The sequence below is a fragment of the Larsenimonas rhizosphaerae genome (assembly GCF_026240105.1).
GTDB lineage: Bacteria > Pseudomonadota > Gammaproteobacteria > Pseudomonadales > Halomonadaceae > Larsenimonas > Larsenimonas rhizosphaerae.
The window spans coordinates 552,293-577,772 of record NZ_JAPIVE010000001.1 but is presented as its reverse complement, the minus strand read 5'-3'; the positions used below and the strand labels follow the sequence as shown (position 1 = coordinate 577,772).

The 25,480-nt window shown below is 53.2% G+C and carries 24 protein-coding genes; 16 read left to right on the top strand and 8 right to left on the bottom strand.

Going from position 1 to position 25,480, the window contains the following annotated elements:
• From OQ287_RS02630 to OQ287_RS02620, 3 genes are all read left to right on the top strand, one after another.
• Positions 1-506 (top strand): flagellin (locus OQ287_RS02630; protein WP_265895487.1); only part of this gene is annotated, 506 nt, incomplete at its 5' end.
• A gap of 171 nt (positions 507-677) precedes the next feature.
• On the top strand, positions 678-4,979 hold the full coding sequence (locus OQ287_RS02625; RefSeq protein ID WP_265895486.1) for an O-linked N-acetylglucosamine transferase family protein: 4,302 nt from the start codon (positions 678-680) through the stop codon (positions 4,977-4,979).
• Positions 4,980-5,589: 610 nt separating this feature from the next.
• A complete protein-coding gene (locus tag OQ287_RS02620) occupies positions 5,590-5,949 on the top strand; it encodes a flagellar protein FlaG (protein WP_265895485.1) in 360 nt (119 codons plus the stop codon).
• A 52-nt stretch (positions 5,950-6,001) separates the two neighbouring features.
• On the opposite strand, the gene fliE is transcribed toward OQ287_RS02620, so the two are convergent.
• Positions 6,002-6,352, bottom strand: a complete 351-nt coding sequence (gene fliE / locus OQ287_RS02615) for a flagellar hook-basal body complex protein FliE (RefSeq protein WP_265895484.1) — start codon at positions 6,350-6,352, stop codon at positions 6,002-6,004.
• Positions 6,353-6,598: 246 nt separating this feature from the next.
• On the opposite strand from fliE, the gene fliF reads away from it, so the two are divergent.
• The 13 genes from fliF to fliR all read left to right on the top strand — a co-directional run bounded on the left by fliF (position 6,599) and on the right by fliR (position 17,903).
• Positions 6,599-8,287: a flagellar basal-body MS-ring/collar protein FliF gene (gene fliF, locus OQ287_RS02610; RefSeq protein ID WP_250936460.1), complete on the top strand. Its 1,689-nt coding sequence runs from the start codon at positions 6,599-6,601 to the stop codon at positions 8,285-8,287.
• A complete protein-coding gene (gene fliG / locus OQ287_RS02605; protein ID WP_250936459.1) occupies positions 8,277-9,284 on the top strand; it encodes a flagellar motor switch protein FliG in 1,008 nt (335 codons plus the stop codon). The genes fliF and fliG overlap by 11 nt, the downstream gene beginning before the upstream one ends.
• Positions 9,277-9,960 carry a flagellar assembly protein FliH gene (locus OQ287_RS02600; protein WP_265895482.1) on the top strand — a complete coding sequence of 228 codons (684 nt, stop codon included), beginning with the start codon at positions 9,277-9,279 and terminating at the stop codon, positions 9,958-9,960. The genes fliG and OQ287_RS02600 overlap by 8 nt, the downstream gene beginning before the upstream one ends.
• Positions 9,960-11,318, top strand: coding sequence for a flagellar protein export ATPase FliI (gene fliI, locus OQ287_RS02595; RefSeq protein ID WP_250936457.1), 1,359 nt, complete (start codon positions 9,960-9,962; stop codon positions 11,316-11,318). The genes OQ287_RS02600 and fliI overlap by 1 nt, the downstream gene beginning before the upstream one ends.
• 23 nt (positions 11,319-11,341) lie before the next feature.
• Positions 11,342-11,785: a flagellar export protein FliJ gene (gene fliJ / locus OQ287_RS02590; RefSeq protein ID WP_250936456.1), complete on the top strand. Its 444-nt coding sequence runs from the start codon at positions 11,342-11,344 to the stop codon at positions 11,783-11,785.
• Positions 11,786-11,804: 19 nt separating this feature from the next.
• Positions 11,805-13,292, top strand: a complete 1,488-nt coding sequence (locus OQ287_RS02585) for a flagellar hook-length control protein FliK (protein ID WP_265895481.1) — start codon at positions 11,805-11,807, stop codon at positions 13,290-13,292.
• A gap of 214 nt (positions 13,293-13,506) precedes the next feature.
• Positions 13,507-14,004, top strand: a complete 498-nt coding sequence (gene fliL, locus OQ287_RS02580; RefSeq protein ID WP_250936454.1) for a flagellar basal body-associated protein FliL — start codon at positions 13,507-13,509, stop codon at positions 14,002-14,004.
• An 18-nt stretch (positions 14,005-14,022) separates the two neighbouring features.
• On the top strand, positions 14,023-15,039 hold the full coding sequence (gene fliM / locus OQ287_RS02575) for a flagellar motor switch protein FliM (protein WP_250936453.1): 1,017 nt from the start codon (positions 14,023-14,025) through the stop codon (positions 15,037-15,039).
• The gene (fliN, locus tag OQ287_RS02570) at positions 15,032-15,586 is read left to right on the top strand and encodes a flagellar motor switch protein FliN (protein ID WP_250936452.1); all 555 of its coding nucleotides are present in this window, start codon (positions 15,032-15,034) and stop codon (positions 15,584-15,586) included. Before fliM ends, fliN begins: the two co-directional genes overlap by 8 nt.
• Entirely contained in the window at positions 15,586-16,068 is a 483-nt protein-coding gene (gene fliO, locus OQ287_RS02565; RefSeq protein ID WP_250936451.1) for a flagellar biosynthetic protein FliO, read from the top strand. The genes fliN and fliO overlap by 1 nt, the downstream gene beginning before the upstream one ends.
• Entirely contained in the window at positions 16,065-16,805 is a 741-nt protein-coding gene (fliP, locus tag OQ287_RS02560; protein ID WP_407658215.1) for a flagellar type III secretion system pore protein FliP, read from the top strand. The genes fliO and fliP overlap by 4 nt, the downstream gene beginning before the upstream one ends.
• Positions 16,806-16,823: 18 nt before the next feature.
• Positions 16,824-17,096, top strand: coding sequence for a flagellar biosynthesis protein FliQ (gene fliQ, locus OQ287_RS02555; protein ID WP_250936450.1), 273 nt, complete (start codon positions 16,824-16,826; stop codon positions 17,094-17,096).
• A gap of 6 nt (positions 17,097-17,102) precedes the next feature.
• Positions 17,103-17,903, top strand: a complete 801-nt coding sequence (gene fliR / locus OQ287_RS02550; RefSeq protein WP_265895480.1) for a flagellar biosynthetic protein FliR — start codon at positions 17,103-17,105, stop codon at positions 17,901-17,903.
• 63 nt (positions 17,904-17,966) lie between these two features.
• On the opposite strand, the gene flgL is transcribed toward fliR, so the two are convergent.
• From flgL to OQ287_RS02515, 7 genes are all read right to left on the bottom strand, one after another.
• Positions 17,967-19,184 carry a flagellar hook-associated protein FlgL gene (gene flgL, locus OQ287_RS02545; protein WP_250936448.1) on the bottom strand — a complete coding sequence of 406 codons (1,218 nt, stop codon included), beginning with the start codon at positions 19,182-19,184 and terminating at the stop codon, positions 17,967-17,969.
• A gap of 5 nt (positions 19,185-19,189) precedes the next feature.
• A complete protein-coding gene (gene flgK, locus OQ287_RS02540) occupies positions 19,190-20,848 on the bottom strand; it encodes a flagellar hook-associated protein FlgK (protein ID WP_250936447.1) in 1,659 nt (552 codons plus the stop codon).
• 97 nt (positions 20,849-20,945) lie between these two features.
• Positions 20,946-22,052 (bottom strand): flagellar assembly peptidoglycan hydrolase FlgJ, encoded by a 1,107-nt coding sequence (flgJ, locus tag OQ287_RS02535; protein WP_265895479.1) that lies wholly within the window; start codon positions 22,050-22,052, stop codon positions 20,946-20,948.
• Positions 22,053-22,060: 8 nt separating this feature from the next.
• The gene (locus tag OQ287_RS02530; protein WP_250938004.1) at positions 22,061-23,173 is read right to left on the bottom strand and encodes a flagellar basal body P-ring protein FlgI; all 1,113 of its coding nucleotides are present in this window, start codon (positions 23,171-23,173) and stop codon (positions 22,061-22,063) included.
• Between the two features lie 23 nt (positions 23,174-23,196).
• Positions 23,197-23,889, bottom strand: a complete 693-nt coding sequence (locus tag OQ287_RS02525; RefSeq protein WP_407658238.1) for a flagellar basal body L-ring protein FlgH — start codon at positions 23,887-23,889, stop codon at positions 23,197-23,199.
• Positions 23,890-23,908: 19 nt separating this feature from the next.
• The gene (gene flgG, locus OQ287_RS02520) at positions 23,909-24,691 is read right to left on the bottom strand and encodes a flagellar basal-body rod protein FlgG (RefSeq protein WP_250936445.1); all 783 of its coding nucleotides are present in this window, start codon (positions 24,689-24,691) and stop codon (positions 23,909-23,911) included.
• 12 nt (positions 24,692-24,703) lie between these two features.
• Positions 24,704-25,462: a flagellar basal body rod protein FlgF gene (locus OQ287_RS02515; RefSeq protein WP_265895476.1), complete on the bottom strand. Its 759-nt coding sequence runs from the start codon at positions 25,460-25,462 to the stop codon at positions 24,704-24,706.
• Between the last annotated feature and the right edge of the window lie 18 nt (positions 25,463-25,480).

Genomic DNA, 25,480 nt, shown 5'->3' with positions numbered 1-25,480 from the left:
AGTTCAACGGCACCGCCCTGTTCTCTGCCTCCGCCACCTCGTCATTCAGCATTCAGGTCGGCGCCGATGATGGCGAGACCATCGATATCAACATCGAGCAGTCTGACACCACCGCCACTACCGTCGCCGATGGCTGGAACATGTACACGTCAAGCGGCACAGGCGGCATCAGCGGTGGCAACATCGCAGCTGCCGACCGGACCGTCGACAGTCAGGGCTTTGACGTGCTCAACTCCGAAGGCCTGGCCATTCTGGATGCCAAGCTGAAGTCCGTGGATGACTCACGCAGCGACCTGGGTGCCGTACAGAACCGCTTCGAGTCCGCCATCGACAACATCAGCACGACTGCCACCAACCTGAGTTCGGCCCGTTCACGGATCGAGGATGCCGACTACGCGACCGAAGTGTCGAACATGTCCAAGGCGCAGATCCTGCAACAGGCCGGTACCTCGGTGCTGGCTCAGGCCAACCAGACCACCCAGGGTGTGCTCTCCCTGCTGCGCTGATCGCCTGGTGAATCAAGAGGCCGGCTTATGCCGGCCTTTTTTATGCGTGTCCTTTTTATCATCAAGAGACTAAATACCCCCATCATATCCTTCTACTTATCGATTTAGCGCATTTGACACCCGATACACTTACATAAAATCCAAAACTATCGTCAAAGCACAAAGAGGCACATGATGAAGCAAAAAAGCCAGGTAATAAAAAAAAATATTCAACTAAAACAAAAAGATAAGAAAAGCTTCCTGGTGGCTTATCAGCAGGGACAAATCGATAAGGCCATCAGCGTTTCCGAGAAACTGGTTACAACTCAGGCAAACGATGCTTTTGGCTGGAAAAGTCTAGCTAGCTGCCATGAAATAAAAGGAAATAATGAAAAGGCTCTTGAATTACTAACCAGGGCACATGAACTGGACGGCAGTGATGCCATAACATTCAGCCTACTTGCCAAAGTCAATTTTAAATTAGGCAAAACAGACGAAGCCCTCAAGTGGGCTCAGGAAAGCATCCGTATCGATCCTGAGCTGGGCCAAGGACATTTCATCCTTGCCCAGATTCTTGCCGAAACCAGTTATGGAGGCAACGCACTGGAGCATATTGAAAAAGCTCAACACCTTGGTTACAAGCGCATTCCATGTCTTGTGGTAAAAGGCCATCTTCAAAGCAAGGCACGTGACTTTAATGGCTTAAAAGAAACGCTTGAAGAACTTTTAAAAAATGACCCGAAAAACCCACATATTCTCAATGATTTCGGAAATTACTATAAGGACTTAGGCCTGATCAAGCAAGCCACTCCCTATTTTAAAAAAGCGCTTGATATCGACCCGTCTTTCAAGATGGCACTACGTAACAGGATAATACTAAACCACTATGACCCCGAAGCCAAAGCAAATGATATAACCCAAATGATTTTTTCACATGCAAAAAAATTCGAACACATACCCGAATTTAAATTGCATAATATTCAGAAAAAAAAATCAGAAAAAATCAGAATAGCTTTGGTATCGCCAGGCCTAAGACTTCACCCTGTAGGCCAAATGATAACATCTGTCATTGAAAAAACTTCTGACTTCTTTGATTTTATAGCCTATAGCTCAAACGATCCTTCTGATATAATAACATCAAGAATAAAAAAATCTGTAAAGGATTGGATTCCAGCACGTCATCTTGATGAAAAACAACTTGCGCACAAAATAAAAGAAGACAACATTGACATCATTATTGACATGGCAGGCTACGGTGATGGAAGCCGCATGGAAGCCATGGCAATGAAACCCGCCCCCATAATCATAAAGTGGGTGGGTGGCCTTATAAATACAATGGGACTTCCGCAATATGACTATCTAATATCAGACAACATTGAGACACCACCAGGTGTTGACCATTATTATTCTGAAAAAATAATTAGAATGCCGGATGATTATATATGTTATACCGCTCCAGAATATGTACCTCAGATCACCATACTCCCAGCAATAAGGAACCAATACATAACTTTCGGCTGCTTTAACAATGCCGCCAAGATAAATGATTTTTTACTTGAACAGTGGGCGCTTTTAATGAGCGAAGTTCCCAACAGTAAACTTTTTCTGAAAAGCGGTCAGTATGAAAGCAAGGACTATACCAGCAAGATCCAGTCAAAACTGGCCTCCTGTGGGATAACACCAGATAGAATAATTTTTCAAGGTCAATCAAAACACAAGGAACTACTGGCCACCTACAATGAGATTGATATAGCCCTTGATACATGGCCTTACTCAGGCGGCATAACTACTTGTGAGGCTTTTATGATGGGGGTGCCGGTAGTAACAATGCCAGGACCTACATTTGCAGGACGCCACTCTGCAACACATCTTATTAATGCGGGGATGCCAGAGCTGGTTGTAAACAGTTGGGAAGAGTATCGTCAACGGGTCATCGAGCTTGCATCAGACCTTCCAAACCTGAGCGTTATTCGCGCTTGTTTGCGTCAATTCCTGATGCAGTCGCCAGTATGTGACGCCGAGCGATTTGGCAAACATTTTTCAACTGCCATAAATGCCATCTGGCAGCGGCATTGTGAAGGAAACAGCGCCGCAGCGTTAATACTGGATCAGCAAGGTAACGCTTTCTTCGAAAGCAGTGATAGTGTAGTTGAAATTTTCAGGTCCACGCCTGAAACCATTACTCAGAGTGATTTCAGTTGGAAATTACAAGGCAAGATTATTGCGGTCGATAATGGCGCTCGCCTACTGGGCAACCCTATTATTGGAGAGATTCTAAACAAGGAGGCCCTTGAGCTTGTAATCTTTGATCCAGCCAGTCTAGAAGCAAAGAATCCGGCGTCGACCAGAGCGGGCATTCATTACTATGCCAACAATAGTCTTGGCGATGGTCACTCAACAACTTTAAAGGCTACGCTAGACCCTGACATGAGCAGCCTGCTTGAACCATTGGCCGCAAGCACGGAAACAGACGGTCGGCGTGTACTAGCACGACTCCCCTTCAATACAGTGGCGCTGGATAATATTGATGGCCTGCCCAGTCTGGATTGGCTGGTAATAGATGAGTTGAGCGATAGTGTAACCATACTTGAGCACGGCAAAAAAGCATTGAAGTCCAGCCTGCTTATTCAAGTCAATGTGGCCTTTCAGCCAACACATGAACGCCAGACCAGCTTGGGCGAAGTGCAATGCTGGGCCAACAACAATGGATTCCGGTTCTATCGGCTACATGATCTCAAGCATCGCAGCCTTATGCCGGCAGGCTTGATCGATGATAGGCAACCATCTTCTGAATTGCTTTCCGCGCAGGCACTACTCCTGCCCGATCACGAAAGAATGGAAGCACTTGACCACCGACAGGCAACCAAGCTTTCCTTCCTCCTCCACACTGTTTACGGCCTTCAAGACGCAGCCTGTTCTTTACTGGCTAGCCCTGCTGAACAGCAGCAATATCTGGACACCGTAGAAGAAGAGGCAGGTAGCGCTCTGATGTCGGCAGACACTCAGTGGCAGCCCATGGTACAAGCAATGATGCTGGCTAACCGACCCATCAAACCACGCTCTCATGGTTTGCCAAGCGATTTGGTCGTATCCCTCACCTCTTATCCAGGGCGCTTTTCGACACTATGGGCAACATTACAAAGTTTACTGACCCAAACGGTAGCGCCTGACCGGGTTATTCTATGGATTGCACAGGACGATAGGGAAAAGCTGCCTGAAAATGTTTTGTCACTAGTGACTAGTAGCGGTCTTGAAGTTCACTACTGTGAAGACATTCGATCCTACAAAAAAATTGTGCCAACTCTTGAAAAATGGCCCGAGGCCTACATTGCTACGGCTGACGATGACATCTATTATCCACCAACCTGGCTTGAAGAACTGGTCGATGCTACCCAGCCAGGTAAAAAAGAAATTGCCGCACATCGAATTCATAAAATTCGCCTGAGCGATCAATCAGAAGTTCTTCCTTACAAGGAATGGGAGTGGAATTCATCTCACGCTCTCAAGGCAGATACTCTCAACTTCCCAACTAGTGGCGCTGGCATTCTATATCCGCCGAACTGCTTCCATGCAGACGTTAAAGACGCCTCCATTTTCACAGACATTTGCCCGGATGCCGATGACATCTGGCTTTATGCCATGGCACGCCTGAATGGTTATAGCTTTAAACATACTGGGCGTCAGGGTTTTATGACCTGGCCTGACAGCCAGAAGCAAACCTTGTTTGAAGCCAACTTCAAAGGTGGCAATGACTTGCAGCTAAAGCAGCTAAGCAAGCGCTACGGCATGAAAAATATCATGGATAAAACCAAGGATATAGCTGAATCTAACAATAGCTCTCAGCAAAAAATGAGTTTCGCTTCCAAGGCCAAGCCTGCAAAAAAAAGCTTTGATGTTCAAGCATACTGGAATGAAAGATATAAGCATGGTGGCAATTCTGGCGCCGGTTCATACGGGCGGTTAGCAACATTCAAGGCTGAAACAATCAATCGGATCGTTGATCAATACGACATTACCAGCCTTATCGAGTTTGGATGTGGGGATGGTCATCAGCTATCGCTTTTTCAAAACAGCTTTTATTACCATGGCATCGATATATCAGAAAAATCAGTGTCTATTTGTCGTGAAAAATTTAGGAGCCATAGCAACAAAAAATTCTCTACTCATGAAGAATTTTTAAAATCTCCTGAACAAGCTGATGCAACGATGTCACTGGATGTCATTTATCACCTTATCGATGATCAGCTTTATCATCAATATATGCAGAATCTTTTCTTATCCTCCAGAAAGCTTTGTATTATTTACGCGGCCAACATTGAGGAAGTCACACGTGACGCGCATGTAAGAAAAAGAAAATTCACTGACTGGATTGAAAAACATGCCTCCGGATGGAATCTTATTGAATATATCCCTAATAAATATCCGATGAAACCTGGTTCGAATCCTAATGAAACTTCTTTTGCCGACTTTTATATCTTCAGAAAAAATAGATAATTATTTTGCGAGCCAAGCTGCCTCAAAATTAGAGGCAGCCCGTTAATTTCCAAGCTCTATCTGGAAGGTCGGCTATCATGAAGCGAGTGATATGGGGCAGCATCATCGTGATTCTGAAGCTATTGGCCAGTTTGCCATATCGGGTATTTAGCCAATATTTTTACTTCAAAATTTCATTCTACTACTTGGATCTGATAGGTTTTGAGTCCACCCTAAAGGTATCAAAATTCGTCTCGCCTTCTCGCGGACAAAGATATCGTCACCACGACATTGCCCAAAGCACTGACAAAAATCATTACATCAACGTATCCCTATAATAGATGACGGCATCTGCGCACCAAGGTAGATAATGCCGTTTGGCATCTGCCGAGGAATTCTGACGACGGCCCCCATGGCCTGAGGTAGAGAAACGGTGTCTTTGATCATGGATCCAACTCTCGTAACGGCATGTAATGACTCGCTCCCGTTCGAGAAACAGGAACAGCGTGGCAACCATGACTTTTAAGACAGAACCTAAAGTGCCACTTCATCGCGCCGATATAAAAAAGAAAAAGCGACAAAATCACCCACCCGTACGTTGTCCCCCCACTAACGACACGCGGTGCCCGACATGACTTCAGCCTACATACCACCGGCTTCTCCCCCCATTGCTACAAGTGCGCTACTGCCTCAACAGGCCACACATAAACCGGATCCAGCTGCTCCTCCGGATCGTTCATCCTTACTCCTTTCCGAAGATGAAAAACACGATACATCGAACGTTACTCCCGAAACACTCGATGAACTCAATGCGCTATTGGAAGGCTATAGCGTCCAGTTTGAAATCAACGATGACATTGATCGTATGGTCGTGAAACTGGTCGACAAGACCAATGGTGAGGTAGTGAGGCAGATTCCTTCCGAGGAGATGGTTAACATTATTCAGCGCATGAAGGAGGGAACGCTTCAAATGATCAATACCGAAGCCTGAATACAGAAGAAGCCCACATGATGTGGGCTTCTTTTCTTCAGATCACGCTGAATTATACCTGCATACTCATGATTTCCTTGTAGGCACTCATCAGCCGGTTCCTCACCTGAATACCCATTTCCATGGCGACGCTCGATTTCTGCATATCCACCATTACATCATTGATACCGATACCCGGCACACCTCGCTCAAATTGTTCTGCCTTCACGTTGGCAGCCTGTCTCATGCCATCAATACGATCAATGGAGGACTTGAGCATACCGGCGAAGCTTACGTGATTGTTACTGTCACCATCTGACAAGGCACTCGCCCCACCAGATAACGGTTGCTGGGATGCCTGTGTTGCAGTTGCCTGTAGTTGTTGCAGGACTGCCTGCATGGAACCTGTTGTATTAATGGCCATTGACGATCTCCGGGATCAATAGTGAACGTCCATTTTTGGATGTAAGGAAGCCTAACAGCCCCCTGCCCTGGCCGATTACAATAATTAACGATTAAAAGCGTACCTTTTCCATCCATGAAACTTTTCCCGGTTGGTAATAATACTCTCGACCCAGGCCGCGAGGTGTTCAACCTCATCTGTCATACCGGCAAGTACTGAGGTCACCGCTTTTATCTCTTGGCAGAGTTGGCGTGACGAGGCGCACATATGACTAACGGAGCTACCTCAACCACGGTGGAAGACAAGCAGAAGCCGTCGTTGATAGAGCAGATCAAGGCCAACCCGCTGATCCCCGCCATTGTGGCAGGAGCAGCAGCGCTGGCTATTATCGTGACCCTGCTTTTATGGGCTCGAACGCCGGATTACCGCGTCCTGTTTTCCAACCTGAGCGGCCGTGACGGTGGAGAAATCGTCACGCAGCTTGAACAGATGCAGATCCCGTACAAACTCACTCCCAACGGAGAAACCATTTCCATTCCCGCCGACAAGGTCGCACAAACGCGGCTGGCGATGGCAACTCAGGGCCTGCCTCATGGCGGCAATGTGGGGTTTGAATTGATGGATACCCAGTCCTTCGGGATCAGTCAATTCGCAGAGCATATTAATTATCAGCGGTCACTGGAAGGCGAACTGGCACGCTCCATCGAATCTCTGGGTAGCGTGCGTACCGCCCGGGTTCATCTGGCCATTCCAAAGCCCAGCGTCTTTGTACGTGACAAGAAAACGCCGCGGGCGTCCGTGGTGCTGTCACTTTACGGTGGCCGGGTACTTGATCCGGGTCAGGTCAATGCCATTGCTCACCTTGTATCGAGCAGCGTTACCGATTTGCCGGCAAGTCAGGTCACCGTCGTTGATGAATCGGGCAAGTTGTTGTCCAGCAAGGCCAATGACGCCATGGGCAGCATGAATGAAACCCAACTGACGTATACCTCGAAAATCGAAGACAATATTCGTCAGCGTATTGAAGCCATTATTGCGCCGCTGGTTGGTCAGGAAAACGTCAAGGCCATGGTCAACGCCGATATCGATTTCTCGGTGGGCGAACATACCCAGGAACAATACGGCCCAAATCAACCGCCAAATGAAGCGGCAGTGCGCAGCCAGCAATCCAGCGAGTCAAGCCAGATCGGTGAAGGCACCGTAGGTGGCGTGCCCGGCGCACTGAGCAACCAGCCACCAGGCACGGCAGCTTCACCGATCAACAACCCCAACACGGGTGAAAACGCCAATACAGAAGTAACCGCCCCAAAATCATCCCAGAAAAACGTCACGACTAACTATGAAGTGGATCGCACCATCCGCCACGTCAAGGAAGATACCGGCACCGTCAGCCGTCTGTCAGTGGCCGTCGTTGTGGATTATCGACCCACGGTGGATGAAGAAGGCAATATCACCATGGTGGCGCTGGATGCCGATGAGCTTGATCGCATCAACCGGCTGGTACGTGAAGCCATGGGCTTCAGCGCGACACGGGGTGACTCTCTTGAAGTGGTCAACTCACGCTTTACCAAGACGCAGCCATTGCCTGAACCCGCCTGGTGGGAAAATCCACAGCTGATTGCACTGGCCATGACCATTGGCAAGTACCTGCTGATCGCTCTGGTGGCACTGATTCTCTGGAAGAAACTGGTCAAGCCCTATGCCGGCCGCTATCTGCCTGCACCTGTCGCCAGCACACCTGAAGGCTTCTCTGCCACAGTAGGAGATGACGACGAGGACGAAGATGAGGATGACGCTGAAGAAAATACAGCGCTGACCAAGGCAGAAGAACAGAAACGCCAGAAAAAACGTGATGACTACAACCGTAAACTGGACAAGACTCGCAACCTCGCGCAGGAAGATCCCAAGCTGGTTGCCGTGATTATCAAGGGGTGGATGAGCGAACATGGCAAATAATTCAGCTGTTAACGAAGAAGGTCTGGAGCGCAGCGCCATCCTGATGATGACACTGGATGAGGATACTGCCGCCGAGGTCTTCAAGTTCCTGTCCCCCAGAGATGTACAACAGCTGGGGATGGCGATGGCAGGCCTGCGTCAGGTATCCAGGGAGCGTATTGCGGAAGTCTTGAACCTTTTCCACAGTGAGCTGGATCAACTGAGCGCGATCGATATCAACTCCAGCGAACATATCCGCACGGTGCTGGTGAAGGCGCTTGGAGAAGACCGTGCTGCCAGCATGCTGGAAGATATCTTCGAGGCAAACCATGGCTCCGGCATTGATGCCCTTAACCTGATGGAGCCGACGGTGGTTGCCGAAATGATTCGCGACGAACACCCGCAGATCATAGCCACGGTAATTGTTCACCTCGAGCGCCATCAGGCAGCAGATATTCTTGCCTTGTTCGATGATGCCCTGCGCAACGACATCGTCCTGCGTATTGCCACGTTCAGTGGTGTACAGCCTGCCGCCCTGCAGGAACTCACCGAAGTACTGGGCGGCCTGCTCGATGGCCAGAACCTCAAGCGCAGCAAGATGGGCGGCGTAAGAACCGCGGCCGAAATTCTCAACCTGATGAATACTACTCAGGAAGAGAGCGTTATCGAGACCGTCCGCAATTACAGCGATTCGCTCGCCCAGCAGATCATCGACGAGATGTTCGTGTTCGAGAACATTGCCGACCTCGACGACCGTACGATCCAGCGCATCATGCAGGATATCGATACCAACTCGCTGGTTGTGGCACTCAAGGGTGCACCGGAAGAAATGCTCAACCGCTTCCTGTCCAACATGTCCAACCGTGCTGCCGAGATGATGCGAGAAGACATGCAGATGCGCGGGCCGCTTCGTGTATCCGTCGTTGAAGCAGAACAGAAAAACATTCTGCTGCTGATCCGAAGGCTGGCCGATTCCGGTGAAATTCAAATCAGCGGAGGTGATGAGGCATATGTCTGATGCACCCGAGCATTGGCAACGATGGGAAATGGGGTCACTGGAGCGGCGTGCCGGCGCCCGCCCTGCCGCCGCCAAAGGCCCCGATCCTCGCCAGCAGCGGCGTGAGGAGGATGCCAGACGTCGTGCCATATACGAGCAGGCCCGCAGGGAAGGCATGGAAGCCGGGCGTCAACAGGGATATGAAGAAGGCTTCAACGAAGGCCGCAAGGATGGAGAGCAACAGGCCCACGACGAGTATGCCAACATGCTGGCCGTGCGGCTGGATAATACCATTTCACCGATCAGCGTACTGGTAGAGCAGTTTTCACACAGCATGGCGCATCTCAATGAAGATCTTGGGCGGCAGCTGGTCGATCTAGCCCTTGAAACAGGTCGCCAGCTGGCCAATCGAGCACTGGATCTGTCACCGGAACATATTCTGGATGATGTTGAGGATCTGCTGGCCAACGAGCCCACGCTGACAGGTCAACCTCGTTTATTTGTCAATCCCGACGATCTTGATCTGGTAAAAAACCAGCTTTCCGAAGCACTCACCCAGGCCGGCTGGCAGCTGCTGGCCGACCATGACATGCAGCGCGGTGATTGCCGCATTGAAACCGACTTCCGTGAAATTGATGCCACGCGTGCCGGACGGTGGGATCGCATCCGCCAGGCCGTGGGCCATGGTGAACATTGATGACCTCCCTCTCGTCGCCGTTTACAGCGCACTGGCACCAACGCCTCACTCAGGCCACCGGACAGGTCAACCGCGTTAGACAAACCCAGGAGTTCGGTCGACTGACCCGGGCCGCCGGCCTGGTACTTGAAGCCACCGGCCTCAAACTGCCACTGGGTTCAAGCTGTCTGATCGAACTGGATGACCATAGCGGCACGGCCGAAGCCGAAGTTGTCGGATTTACCGGTGACCGGCTGTTCCTGATGCCTTACGTCGAAACTGCCGGACTGGTACCCGGCGCACGGGTTCGAGCCATCGATACCGGCCACCAGCAAGGCAAGCGCTTTCCTGTCGGTCATGCCCTGCTGGGCCGGATCGTTGATGCACGGGGCCGTCCTCTGGACGGCAGGCCGGCGCCGGAAGATGCCGAATACGTTTCCCTGAACGCACCAATCCTCAACCCATTGCAACGCGAGCCGATAAAGGAAGTACTGGATGTGGGCGTTCGCAGTATCAATGCCCTGTTGACCATTGGCCGCGGGCAGCGGCTGGGCCTGTTTGCCGGGTCCGGCGTAGGTAAAAGTGTACTGCTGGGCATGATGGCACGTTATACCCGAGCCGATGTCATCGTTGTAGGTTTGATCGGTGAGCGCGGCCGCGAGGTCAAGGATTTCATCGAGAACATTCTGGGCGATGAAGGAATAAAGCGCTCGGTGGTGGTAGCAGCACCAGCAGACAATTCACCACTGCTGCGGCTTCAGGGAGCGGCTTATGCTACCCGTCTGGCCGAGGATTTCAGGGACAAGGGCCTGAATGTCCTGTTGATCATGGACTCCCTCACCCGATATGCCATGGCTCAGCGAGAAATTGCACTGGCGATTGGTGAACCTCCTGCCACCAAGGGATATCCACCCTCGGTATTTGCCCGGCTACCGGCGCTGGTCGAGCGAGCGGGCAATGATGCGCCGGACAAGGGATCAATTACCGCTTTCTACACGGTACTGACAGAAGGCGACGACCAGCAGGATCCAATTGCCGATGCCGCACGCGCCATTCTCGATGGACATATCGTGCTGTCACGGCGGCTGGCCGAAGCGGGACACTACCCCGCCATTGACATTGAAGCATCGATAAGTCGTGCGATGACCGCACTTATCGACGAAACACATTTCGACCGAATCAAGTACTTTAAACAAATGATGTCACGCTACCAGCGAAACCGGGACTTGATCAGTGTTGGCGCCTATGCGCCCGGCAGTGACCCGCTACTGGACCAGGCCATAAAGCTCTATCCGAAGCTTGAAGAGTTTCTCCAGCAGCGCATGTCCGAAAGCACGACCTACGGTGAGGCTGTGATGAAGCTCAACCATCTCTTTTGATGGCAAGGTTCAAGGAGTAAACGATGGCAAGCCATTCTTCTGCACTGGATACACTGATCGATCTTGAAACCAGTGAACGTGATAACGCTGCACAGCAACTGGGCAAGCTTCGCCAGACGCGCCAGCAAAGTCAAAAACAGCTAGATATGTTGCTCGAGTATCGCAGCGAATACCGCCAGAGACTCGACGACGCCATGAAAAACGGCATCAGCATGAATGAGCTGCAGAACTATCAAAGCTTCATCGTCAGCCTCGACCAGGCCATCGAACAGCAGCGTCACTCGCTGAACTCCTGTGATAGCCATGTATCTCAGGGTGTTCGTGACTGGCAGCACCATCAGCAGCGGCTGAATTCCTATGATGTACTGGCCACTCGTCGGCGTGAAGAAGCTGATGAGAGCGCCCGCAAGCAGGAACAACACCAGTCTGACGAATTTGCCAGTCGCGCCGTCTCACAATTTGGCTGAGCCTTCAGGAAATATCACCATGACCTCTTCAGTGACGATGTTATCTCCCTCGGCTGCTCCCGCCAGCAGCCCCGGAAAAGGCAGTACCGCCAGCGAAGGCAGCGATCAAACCTTCAACAGCATGTTCAGCGACTCGGTGTCACGTCAGCAGGCGCGCCCGGAAGGGCCCGCCGAAGGCAGGCCTCAAGGCTCGGATCAGCAAGGCTCATCGACCTCATCACCTGATGAGGCCACAGCTGCCAGGGGGGATGAGGCTGACAGCACCACTGCCGATACGGAGACAGGTCACTCTGTTGCCAAAAACAGGGCCATTGACTCGGAAGCCTGGTCATCCGGTGCATTGACCTCAGGGAATGCGCCTAAAATGCCAGCAGAAATGTCTGACGCACTGGCAAACAAGCCGTCAGGCCCCAAGGGGCTGATTGATCAACTCTCTGCCTTCAAGGCGCTTTCTGCACGCATGAGTGCAGGAGCCACCACTGCTGAACAAGGTTCGGATACAGGAAGGGCTGTCAGGGCAGGAGGTGAAAAAACGGCGCTTGCGACTGCAGTTTCAACAGCTTCAGAAAGGATTGATAAAGGCGCTGCGTCAAAACAGGGCCTTCGCGATCTGGCCAGTAGCGCGGAAAACCAGGATGTCAAGGACGCTGCTGCCACCCTGGGTGCCGGCGCAGCCTCACTGGCGCAGCAGGCAACCTCTCAGGCACCCCGCAGCGCTGGAGCGGCATCAAATAATGTATCTCAGGGTACATCACGCCCCGCCGCACTCCACAAGGAAGCGTTCCAGGGCGAACAGGCAACTGATCAGCGTCAACGTCTGGCTGCACAAAACATTGCAGAAGCCGATGACCGGCAACAGGGCAAGGGTGGAAATGATCGGCGTGGCGATACCGCCCTTTCCGTGGCTGGCATGTATTCACAGCACGGCAGCCAGGAGAGTTCCTCCTCTGCCCAGGTTTTTTCCAGCCTGCTGCAGCAATCCAGCGGTACTTCCCAGCAGATGGCTGCGCCCGGAAGCGTAGCGGCTCAGGCGGCGACATATAGCGGCGTGGTGAATGAATCCCTGGGAACTCAGGGCTGGAATCAATCGATGGGGCAGCATGTCATCCGCATGAGCCATCAGGGAATGGGGCAGGCCGAGCTGCACCTTAACCCCAGAGATCTTGGACCACTGTCCATCAGCCTCAAGATGGATGACCAGGGAGCACAGGCCCATTTCTTTTCAGCCAATGCTCATGTTCGTGCCGCCGTAGAGTCTGCACTTCCCCAACTGAAGGAAGCCATGGCTGACAACGGTATTTCCCTGGGGCAAACCAGTGTCAATGACCAGCAAGGCCAGCCATCACAGCAGTTCAGCTTCAATCAGTCCTCCGACCAGCAGGGCAATGGCCGCACGTCCGGTGGCGATGCCGGTATTGGTGAAGCAGACGTGGTAACAACCGCTGATGACATCATGCAGCGGAGCACACCAGCATCACGACCCGGGGGCGTTGATCTTTTCGCCTGAGCAGGAAAGCGCTATCAAAAAGGGGCCGAAAGGCCCCTTTTTCAATGATGACACTCACTGAATCCTGTCTACGCCCTCCCCGCATAACCTGCCTTTAAGCCCCGGTTCTAAAAGCAAAAGGTAACCCTCTCGATCACGTCTTTTTAGTCCTTCGTTCGGCGCCAGCCTGCGTACTATCAACACTATCAACAGCCCGGCACAGAAAGGCACATTCATGGCAAAAGCAAACGTAAAAACCACCGCTCCTGAAGAAAAGAAGAAATCCAAGACATGGCTGATCGTTTTGCTGGCCGTGTTGCTGACGGCAGGTGCTGCGGCGGGTGCGTATTATTTTCTGCTGGCTGACAAGGGTCCGGGTGAAGAACAGGTCGCAGAAGTAACACCCCCGCCCCCCCCACCGGCTCCAGTCTTTGTCGAGCTCAAGCCGTTTACCGTCAACCTGGGTGACAACAGTGGACGCATGCTCTATGTCGGGATCTCCCTGCGTGCCGGTACCGACAATGACAAGCTGCAGCTGGTCGAGCATATGCCAGAAGCACGTAACCGTATTCTGATGGTACTTACCAGCAAGAAAACGGATGAACTGACCACACTCGATGGCAAAAAGACATTGGCTGACGATATTCGCACAGCCTTTTCACAGCCCTTCGAAGGGACTCAGGCACCGGTCACCGTATCGGATGTGCTCTTCACCGATTTCATTATTCAGTAACCTGACAAGGACACAGCCATGGCTGATGACATGCTTTCGCAGGATGAGATCGATGCCCTGCTGAAAGGTGTAAGCGGGGATGAGGACGAAGGTGCCTCCGCCGCGCAGGACACCTCGTCGGGCAAGAAGATTCGTCCCTATGACCCGGCTACCCAGCAGCGCATGATCCGACGCCGCCTGCATGGTCTGGATATCATCAATGAACGGTTCGCGCGGCGCTTCCGCATGGCGCTGTTCAACCTGATTCGCCGCACGGCCGACATCACGGTAGGGCCTGTTAAATATCAGCGATACATTGATTTTACTCGTAACCTGCCGGTGCCTGCCAATATCAACATGATCGCCATCAAGCCTCTTCGGGGCAATGCGCTGATCGTCTTCCCACCCAACGTGGTTTTTCTGGTGGTAGACAACCTGTTTGGCGGCGATGGGCGCTTTTTGACCAAGTCGGAAGGCCGCGAGTTTACCCATACCGAACAGCGCCTGATTCGACGTCTGCTGAACCTGGCACTGGAAAGCTATGGCGAAGGCTGGCAAAGCATTTTCCCGGTAGAGCTTGAGTACCAACGCTCGGAAATGCAGGTGAAGTTCACCAATATCGTGAACACACCCAATGAGCTGGTGATCAACACCACATTTCATCTTGAAGTCGGTGCCTTTGGCAGTGATTTCCATATCTGCATGCCCTACGCCATGGTCGAGCCGATCAAGGAAGAGATGTCGGGCACGCAGCAGAACATGGACAAGGATGAAGAGCAGTTCCGCCGCCGCAAGCTGGCAGGTGAGGTCAAGGACTCGAGTGTGGATCTGGTGGCCACCTTCGGGGAAATACACACACATCTGGCCCGCATCTCGAAAATGAAGGTTGGGGATGTATTTCCCTTTGACCTGCCAAAGGACGTGATTGCACGCATCGATGGCGTGCCGGTACTGGAATGCAACTATGGCTCGACCAACGGGCAAAAAGGGCTGCGCGTCAAACGCGTGATTGACCATGTCGTACAGGACACTTACCGGGATTTGAAAAATGTCTGATCCAAACAAGCCTGAAGATCAAAAAGACAACGACACCGACCTCCCTGCCAGCGAAAGCGATAGCACGGAGCCGAGTGCCGAGGATATCTGGGGCGATGCCTTCGCCGAACAGGCCGACGCCGAAGGTCAGGAAGAAGCCAGTGCCGAGGATATCTGGGGCGACGCCTTCGCCGAACAGGAAGAGGTCGAGCAGGCCCAGAGCACTGCGACAAATGCCACCGCTGCAAGCGCCGATGACATTTTCAAGTCACTGGATGGCCCGGCGGCCGGACAAAATCATTTGCCGCGCGAACTCGACGTCATCATGGAGATTCCGGTCACCATGTCCGTCGAACTGGGCCGCACCCGGCTGACAATTCGTCAGTTACTGGACCTGGCCAAGGGCTCGGTCGTTGAGCTTGAAGGGCTGGCCGGTGAGCCGATGGACATTCTGGTCAACGGGTACCTGATCGCTCAGGGTGAAGTCGTTGTGGTCGATGACAAGTACGGCATCCGCGTCACTGACATTGTCAACCCGACCGAGCGCATCCAGAGGATCAACCGCTGATGGCCCAGCTCGACCAGACAGCCATGGATACGGCCGTCAGTATCGGGCAGGCCTCATCAGCTGGCGCCTATACCACGCTAGGAACGTCTGGTGAATGGGCCGGCATGGCCAGCATGGGTAAAATGGCGCTGGGGCTGCTTGTAGTCATTGCGCTGATTTTTGCCTGCAGCGCGATGATCAAACGCATGGGCGCCCTGCGCCATCTCCGTGGTGACAGCCAGTTGCGCGTCATCAGCGCTCAGCAACTTGGGCAGAGAGAGCGTATCGTCATGGTGGAAACCGAGGATGCGCGGCTGGTACTGGGTGTTACCCCACATGCCATTTCAGTACTGCATACCCTGCCCCCATCACCACGAGACGCCAGTCTGGTCGATGCCGAACACAACGGCCCGGCCACGCGGCCCACCTTCAAGCAGGCACTGGCCCATCAGTTGAAACATTCATTCAAGCGCTCAACAACATCAGGGCAGGACCGCTCATGATTCGCTTTTTCCTGACACTGACCATCCTTATGATCGGTATGGCAGGACAGAGCTGGGCTGCAGCTCCGGGATTCATCGCCCAGTCCACCGCCGACGGCAGTCAGGAATGGTCCCTGAATATTCAGATGCTGGTGCTGCTGACATCCATGGCGTTCCTGCCGGCCGCTCTTTTGATGATGACCGGGTTCACCCGAATCATCATCGTTTTCAGCCTGTTGAGAACGGCCATGGGTACCCAGTCAGCGCCATCCAATCAGATTCTGGTCGGCCTGGCGCTGTTTCTGACCTTTTTTGTCATGTCACCGGTTTTTACCCAGATCTATGATGAAGCCTATGTGCCCCTGTCCAATAATGAGATTACGATGGAGCAGGCCATCACAACCGGCGCCGGACCGCTTCGCACATTCATGATGAATCAGACTCGCGAATCAGACCTGGCCCTGTTTGCACGACTTGCCGATGCACCGGCCATGCAAGGGCCGGACGATGTTCCCATGCGACTGCTGCTGCCGGCTTACGTCACCAGCGAATTGAAAACGGCCTTTCAGATCGGCTTCACTATCTTCATTCCCTTTCTGATCATTGATCTGGTGGTGGCCAGTGTACTGATGGCACTCGGGATGATGATGGTGCCGCCCGCAACGATTTCACTGCCCTTCAAGCTGATGCTGTTTGTGCTTGTCGATGGCTGGCAACTGCTGATGGGCTCACTGGCCCAAAGCTTCTACATGGGCTAGCGCAGTCGGGAGACACGGATGACCCCTGAAACCGTAATGAATCTGGCCTATCAAGCCATGAAACTCATGCTGCTGCTGGCCGCACCGCTGTTGCTGGTAGCTTTGATGGTCGGCCTGCTGGTCAGCCTGTTCCAGGCTGCCACACAGATCAACGAAATGACGCTGTCATTCATTCCCAAGATTCTGGCCGTATTTCTGACGCTGGTCGTCGGTGGCTCATGGATGATCGGCAATATTGTAGATTTCACCCGAACGCTTTTTTACAGCATTCCTCAGCTGATCAGTGGGTAGGTCAGCATGATTGAGCTGACATCGGCCCAGATGAATCAGTGGATCATCGAATTTCTATGGCCCTTCGTGCGTGTTCTGGCCTTTGTGGCAGCCGCACCGATTTTCCGCCATTCCAGTATGCCTCGCATGATTCAGATCGGTGTAGCTGCCATGCTGAGCTTTACCATGGTACCTGACCTGCCCCCCATGCCGGCCATACCCGTTATTTCCTGGGCCGGCGGCTGGCTGATCATTCAACAGGTTCTGATCGGAGTCGCACTGGGCTTTGTGGTTCGGCTCGTGTTTGCTGCCATTCAAATGAGTGCCAACATCATCGGCTTTCAGATGGGCCTATCGTTTGCATCGGTATTCACACCCGATTCCGGGGGCACCACCATGGTCCTGGCCCGTTTCTTTGACTTGATTGCCATGATGCTGTTTCTGGCTCTTAACGGGCATCTGTACATGCTGGAAGTATTGCGCGATACCTTCATCCTGCTTCCGATCGGTGCAACGTCTCTGAATGCCAATGCATGGCAGACAGTAGCACTCTGGGGCAGCATGATCTTCAGCGCGGGGCTATTACTCGCTCTTCCACTGGTTACTTCCCTGCTGATCGTGAACATGGCAATGGGCATTCTGAACAGGGCCGCCCCACAGCTGACCATCTTCTCCATCGGTTTCCCAATGACGCTGTTATTCGGTGTCGTCTTGCTGACCTTTCTTCTCCCTGAAATGGGAGGCATCTTTGAAGGGCTGTTCAAGCAGGGACTCGACATGATGTCAGAGCTTTCCACTCAGTTGGGCCAACCACCTGCACCATCATGAAAAGCGATATCCGGATGTAAAAAAGCCCCGCGACAAGCGAGGCTTTTTTTGTGCTACCGACGGTCAGATCAGATCAAACAGCGACATGCGCTGCACCTGACTAAAGGTTTTTTGCGCCGCTTCAAGCGACGTCTGCTTGAGCGTGTATTCAGAAATGGCCTCGGCATAATCCAGATCCACCAGCGAGGAAAGCCGATCTGTATAAGCAAGTTTTCGGTCGCCGCCAATAGTGTCCAGCACGTCCACCTCGTTCATGCGCGCGCCTACGGACGAACGGACGGTCAGGACATTATCTAGCCCGTTACTCATTTGACGCGACGCCGAGGATAGCGTGTTGGACAACCGGGCCCTGGCCACATCCGTATTCTGTTCCGTGCTCAGCGCATCCACGACACCCTTCAGAGTATTAATGAAGTTATTGTCCTGCTCACGCCCACGAGCCACGCTGAAACTGTCACCATCTTCCGGAGTGCCATCGACCGCCAGTGAAAGTCCGCCAAAGGTAATTTGCGAGCCGGGCGTATACGGCTGAGGCGATGTGGTAGTGCCGGCCGTCAGATTTTCAACAGAATAGGTAATATTGCCGGCCCCATCATTTTGAAAGGCGATAGAGAAATCATTGCCGTACTCGGCATCCGCCGAATTACTTACTGATGGGCCGGTAAAGGTCGCAGTACCTGCATTGGAATCCTCAGCACGTGCCACGAATTTCGCACCCGCCGTAATCGAAGAAAACACATCCAGGCCACTATCGAATGACTCCATGCTGCGTGAGGCATCGACTTTCATGAACTGCTGGTTGTTATCACCCTGATAACTGACAGTGCCGTCGGCATTGGTACCAAAGGGAACGGTACCTGTCTGGGAGCCGGAAAAGAGGTAGTTGCCATTACCATCGGTCGAGTTGGCAAGTCCGACCAGTTCCTGATAAATGCTGTCCATGGCCGTCGCCAGCGATAGTCGGTCGGAATCGGACAGCGTTCCATTACCGGCCTGAACCAGTTTGTCCTGAGCCGACTGAATCGCTGAGGTCACACTATTGAGGATGGTTTCCTCCAGTGCCATGTTCTGCGTCATGGTGGTGCGGGCATCAGCATACTGTTTTGTTTCCGACAGCGACTGCCGGGTAATCAGTGCCTGTGATGCAGCGCTGGGATCATCCGACGCGGTTACCACACGCCTGCCGGTCGACATTTGAAGACTCACATCTGTCAGCTTGGACTGCTGATTCAGCATGGCCGACAAACTGGTACTGAACATGGAAGCCGTACTAAGACGCATGATAATTACCCCATGATACCGATAAGAGTGTTGAACAGGTTCTGGGCTGTACCGATAACCTTGGCATTGGCAGTGTAGAGCTGCTGATACTTGAGCAGATTGGCCGCTTCTTCCTCCAGGTTAACCCCGGATACGGATTGCTGAGCGGTACTGATCTGATTGACCACGCTGTCCTGAGCACTGCTTTTGACCTTCAACGCCGCCGTTTCAGTACCTGCGTTACTGACCAGCTGCGCATAGGCCCCACTGAAGGAGGTGGTACCACCTACTGTAAGACCGCCCTGCAAGTCTGCCATCGCCTGCGCATTGGTATTGTCACCCAGGCTGCCGCTGGAACCGGCCGCTGCCAGCTCGGCGGCATCGCTCAGTGCCAGCGCGAGCGATCGTCCGGCATTTTCCGTTGGCTTGACCACAAAGGAATCCCCATCCTGGGGCGTACCACTGACGGCAATGTTCAGGCCATCCAGGGTCATCACTGGGTCACCATCGGCATTATTCGGTAATGATGCCGCTGAAAAGGTGGTAGTGCTATTGTCGCTGTCGCGCGTCACCATGTAATCGCCACCGTCATAGGTCACGGTGTAATTGCTGGCTTTCACTTCACTGTAATCGCCGCTGAAAGTGGTCGATAGCGTAGCTGTACCGTCATTGTTGGCATTGGAATAGGAAGAGGGCTCATCAAACGTAAACAGGGCCTTTCCGGCATCACCGTTGAGGTCAAAACCAGCTTCGTGCTGCTCGTTGAGAGCCCCACCAAGCGCTACCGCAATCTGGCCAAGCCGGCCCTGTGCATCAGTCAGACCTTCATTTCTGAACCCCAGAAGCCCCCCGATGACACCACCATCAAGACGCTTTTCATTCAGTTCAACGCTGTTGCCACTGCTGTTGACCAGGGCCAGCGTTTTTCTGGTCGGATCCTCGTCTGAATCCTCAACGGCCATCTTGAAGCTCTTTTCGCCCAGCACCAGTGACTGACCGGTAGGCAACGACACATTGTATTTGCCGTTTTGTTCGATGACATCCACTGACGTCAGCTCACTGAGCTTTGAAACGAACAGGTCTCGCTGATCCAGCAGATCGTTGGGAGCCTCACCCGTACGTGCAGTGGTCAGTGTGATTTGCTTGTTAAGGTTGGAAATCTGATCGGTATAACTGTTGATCTGACTGACCGCATCATCAAGCTGGCTTTCGACACCGGTTTCCATATCGCCAAGATAATTGGACACCGAATTGAACTGCGCCACCATGCTCTGGGCATTACCCAGCAGGGTCTCGCGTACAGCAGGGTCTGTCGGCGTATTGGACAAACTCTGCAAGCTCGAAAAGAAATTGGCCATCATGGTCGACAGGCCTGATTCATCATTGGCCAGTACATTATCGATCTGCGACATCTGCGTCAGCTGGGTGTTATACGCTCCCTGCTCACTTTTGGCCTCATTGAGCTGCGTCGAAATGTACCCTTCATACTGGCGGGCAATTCCCTGAACGTTGACACCATTGCCAAAGTAACCTTCTGCGCTGGAGGATCCCGGCAACTGCTTCAGGTTGACAATCTGACGGTTATAGCCTTCGGTGTCGGAATTACTGATGTTGTTGCTGGTGGTATTCAGTGCGGCCTGAGAGGCCCTGAGACCCGACAGACCGATATTGATCAGATTTGCCATAGTTTTCCCCGAATAGCCCGGTGGGCGTCAGTAATTACTCTGAAACTTGTTAACGGCGGCCTTGCCATAAAGTGAAGCCCGAATGGGCTTCACATGATCAGAAAATGCGGGAGGGAGTTTGATCAAGGGTATAGCGAGCAAGGCGATCATCCGATGAGGCGCCCGTCAGGCGACCGCTGGCGGAAGGCTCACTGACACTCCCTGATGATGCGACAGCCTTCCCCAGGTGCTCTGGAAGCTGCGACATGATGGAAATGAGCTTACGTGCATACTGCGGATCCGTAGCGTAGCCACTGTTTTGAAGCTGCCATGCAGCAGCTTCATCACTTTCAGCAGCCACCACGCCATCGTAACGGCTGTTTTCCGTCAGAAGACGTGCGTAATCCTGAAAGGATTGCTCATAGGAATGATAGACCCTGAATCCATCTTTCATCCGGTAGGCTTCCTTCCCGGCATATTCGGTCGTCATTACATCGGCTCGCTCTCCCTGCCAGCCCGAGGTCGCCTTGATATTGAACAGGTTATGGCTTTTGCTGCCATCGGCCGCGGCAATTTCATGCCGCCCCCAGCCGGTTTCAAGGGCTGCCTGCGCCACGATCAGACGGCTCGAGACACCGGCTACCGCACTGATGCGCTCGGCTGCAGCGCCAACCTTGTCAATGAAGGCCTGAACATGCGTGGGAAGTGATGAGGCGTCAGCAGAGCGCGCAGGAGTAGCAACGCGCGTCTCCGCCTGCTCGGCCACAAGTACCTGCGCCTTGAACCAGTCACCGGATGACGTGGTATCCCGTGCCTGCCGGTTATCACGTATCCATTCCTGCTTGAGCTCGCCAGGTGTACCTACCGGGATGCCCGCCACCAGGGGCTGGCTGGCATGCAGCGCCTCAGGACTCGCATCATTGACCGCAGGCACATCCTTGCCGCCCAGCTGCTTGATCAGCATGTCCGCAATGCCGATGCCCTGGCCGGACATGGTCTGCGCCCATTGTTGATCCATCATGGACTGATACATTTTGGTTTGATTGCTACCCAGAAGACCGCTTTCAGGCACCGTGTCACGCATGCCTTTCAGCATCATCTGCATCAACATGGCTTCAAATTGTCTGGCAGTCTGCTTCAGACCTTCCTGCTGATCCTGTCGAGCCGTGAACTTGAGCCGGGATACCCCCTGAACATCAAGTGCAAATTTAGAGGATAAATCCATAAGGCCTCCTATATCACATCCAGTTCAGCATGAAGGGCACCAGACGTTTTCAGTGCCTGAAGGATCGACATTAGATCCGTCGGTGTCGCCCCCAGAGCATTAAGTGCATTGACCACATCCGACAGACGGGCACTGGCGTTGATCACCTGCAGCGAGCCATCCCCTTCCTGCAGGGAGACATCGGCATTCGGCACCACGGCCGTATTGCCACCGGCCAGCGCATTGGGCTGGGACACAATCGGATTGTTATCGATCACTACGGACAGGTTGCCGTGGGCTACTGCCGCCTGACTAAGCGTCACGGTGCCATTCATGACGACCGATCCGGTACGCTGATTGATGACCACCTTGGGTGACGGCGCCCCCGTGCCCACATCCACCCGCTGAATCTGGGCCAGAAAGGCGACCTGCGCTGATTTTTCAATCGGTGCCCTCAGCTCGATCGTACGTGAGTTAAGTGCCCGTGCAATCGGCCTGCCAAAGCTTCGATTGATCGAATTCATGGTATCAAGCGCCGTATTGAAATCGGCATCCTTGAGTTCAAGCGTCATCCGCCCATCCGTAGCCAGATCCAGAGGCACGCTCCGTTCGATGATCGCGCCATCGACGACACGTCCTGCAGACAACTGATTGACCGCAATACTGGAGCCACCTGCTGAAGCGCCGGCCCCGCCGATCAGTACGTTCCCCTGGGCAAGCGCATACACCTGTCCATCAGCTCCCTTGAGGGGGGTCATCAACAACGTACCGCCGCGCAGGCTCTTGGCATTACCCACTGAGGACACCACGACATCAACAGCCTGGCCCGGGCTTGCAAAGGGTGGCAGCTTGGCCGTTACCATGACCGCCGCCACGTTTTTAAGCTGCATGTTGCTGCCTGTGGGTACCGTGATGCCGAGCTGCGACAGCATGTTGCGCAGCGCCTGACCGGTAAAGGGTGCCTGTGTTGTCTGATCACCGGAATTATCGAGACCGACGACCAGCCCGTAACCAATGATAGGGTTTTCACGAACACCAGCGATGGTGGCAATATCCTTGAGTGGTGCCGCGCTCGCCGCGCCGGAACATGTGAGCAGCAAGGCACTCATCAGTACAGACAGCCATCGATTCAATGTGGTCATCATCATGTGATACCCGCGTTTGACTAAAAGGGTGAGATATTAAGAAAGAAGCGCTGCAGCCAACCCATCCGCTGTGCTTCATCAATGTATCCATCGCCGTAGTACTCAAGACGGGCATCCGCGACCTGAGTGGATTCAATCGTATTGGCAGTGGTAATAAATGCCGGATTGACCACCCCGGAAAAGCGAATGTATTCAGCGCCCTGATTGATGCCGATCTGCTTCTCGCCGGCCACTCGCAGATTGCCGTTGGGCAGTACATCCATGACAGTCACGGTAATGGTGCCGACAAAGGTATTGGCTGCGCTGGCTCCACCCGAGCCGTTGAAATCAGACCCGCCACTCATGTCCATATTCTGATCCGGAGTCACCAGCCCGCCGGTAATTCGCGGAACGGTAGTGATACCCAGCGTGGCGGATCCATTCCGACTGGCATTGGCTGCCGAGCTCTTGGTCGCACTGACATCTTCATTCAATTCAATCGTCAGGATGTCACCAATGCCACGGGGCCGACGATCTTCAAACAGAGGACGAACATAATTGGCCTGGTAAATGGAGCCATTGGCTACCGCTACCGGAGCGGGCTGAGGCGGTGAGGTGGTTGGCCCCTGAACAATATTCTGACGAGGAATATAGGCGCAGGCCGTCATGGAAAGCGCCATGCACACCACAACGACCGTCTTGAAGATATCTCGCCCCTGCCTGCCCTGTGTCATCATGCCGGCACTACCGTTATCAGAGCTGAGTCAGACGCTGAAGCATCTGGTCAGACGTGGATACGGCCTTGGAATTGATTTCGTAGGCCCGCTGGGTGGCAATCATGTTGACCATTTCCTCGACCACGTTGACGTTGGACGTTTCGAGGTAGTTCTGCTCGATCAGACCAGCCCCGTTATTGCCCGGGATACTGTCAGTCGGAGCGCCTGATGCCGTGGTTTCGGCATACAGGTTATTCCCCATGCTTTGCAGGCCTGAATTATTGATGAAGGTGGTCAGCTGAATCTGACCAATCTGATTGCTCTGTGAATCGCCAGGCTGAGTCACGGACACGATGCCATCCTGACTGACCGAGATTGACAGGGCATTTGCCGGCACGACGATAGCCGGCTGAATTGGAAAGCCACTGGAAGTTACCAGCTGGCCATTCTGGTCAAGTTCGAATGAGCCATCACGGGTGTAAGCCAGGGTGCCATCCGGCATCTGTACTGTGAAAAAGCCACCACCATTGATGGCCATATCCTTGGCATTACCGGTTTCTTCCAGATTGCCCTGGGTATGGAGGCGCTCTGTAGCCACCTGCTGTACGCCGGTACCAATCTGAAGACCGGAAGGCAGATTGGTCTGAACAGACGTCATTGCCCCTGGCTGACGGGCATTTTGATAAAGCAGATCTTCAAATGCAGCACGGGAGCGCTTGAAACCGGTCGTACTGACGTTGGCCAGGTTATTGGATACCACATCAAGCTTGGTCTGCTGAGCATCCAGCCCGGTCTTGGCGATCCAGAGAGAACGAATCATCGTGTTACCTCATCAAGTCAGTGACAACAACTGGTTGGCACGCTGTTCGTTTTCGTCAGCGGTATCAACCATGCGCATATTCATTTCGAAGCGACGGGCGTTATCGATCATGGCTACCATGGCTTCAGTAGCATTGACGTTACTGCTCTCCAGTGCGCCTGAAACAAGAGAGACGCCATCGTCTCCCGGCAGTCTGGGCGGTGCAGGATTGCCGTTGGCATCAGCCTGCATCCTGAAGAGGCCATCATCGCCTCTTTTCATCATTTCGTTGCCGGGATTAACGAGCTTCAAACGCCCTACTTCGGCCAATGTATTGGGTTGATCCCCAAGACCCAGGGCTGAAATCGTGCCATCGGAAGCTACGGAGAAGGAGGCATTAAGAGGAAGTACTACAGGTCCGCCTTCGCCCATGACCGGCTTTCCGCCGGACATCAAAAGCCCGGTGGCATCCACTCGCAACCGGCCATCACGGGTATAGGCTTCACGCCCATTACCATCGTCTACCGCCAGCCACCCGTCCCCATCGATGGCCACATCAAGAGAACGGCCGGTTTCCTCGATCATGCCTTCGGAATAGTCAGCGCCCGGCGTGGTGTCTGCCACCACAGAGCGCGTTGCCAGGCCGTCCCCCTGAATGGGAACGGCCCGAAAGGCAGACAATTGCGATTTGAAACCGGTCGTTGAGACATTGGACAGGTTGTTGGCGACAACAGCCTGCCGCTCGAGGGTTTGTTGCGCGCCGGAGAGCGCGGTATAAATCATCCGATCCATGTCTGTCCTCCCGGTTTA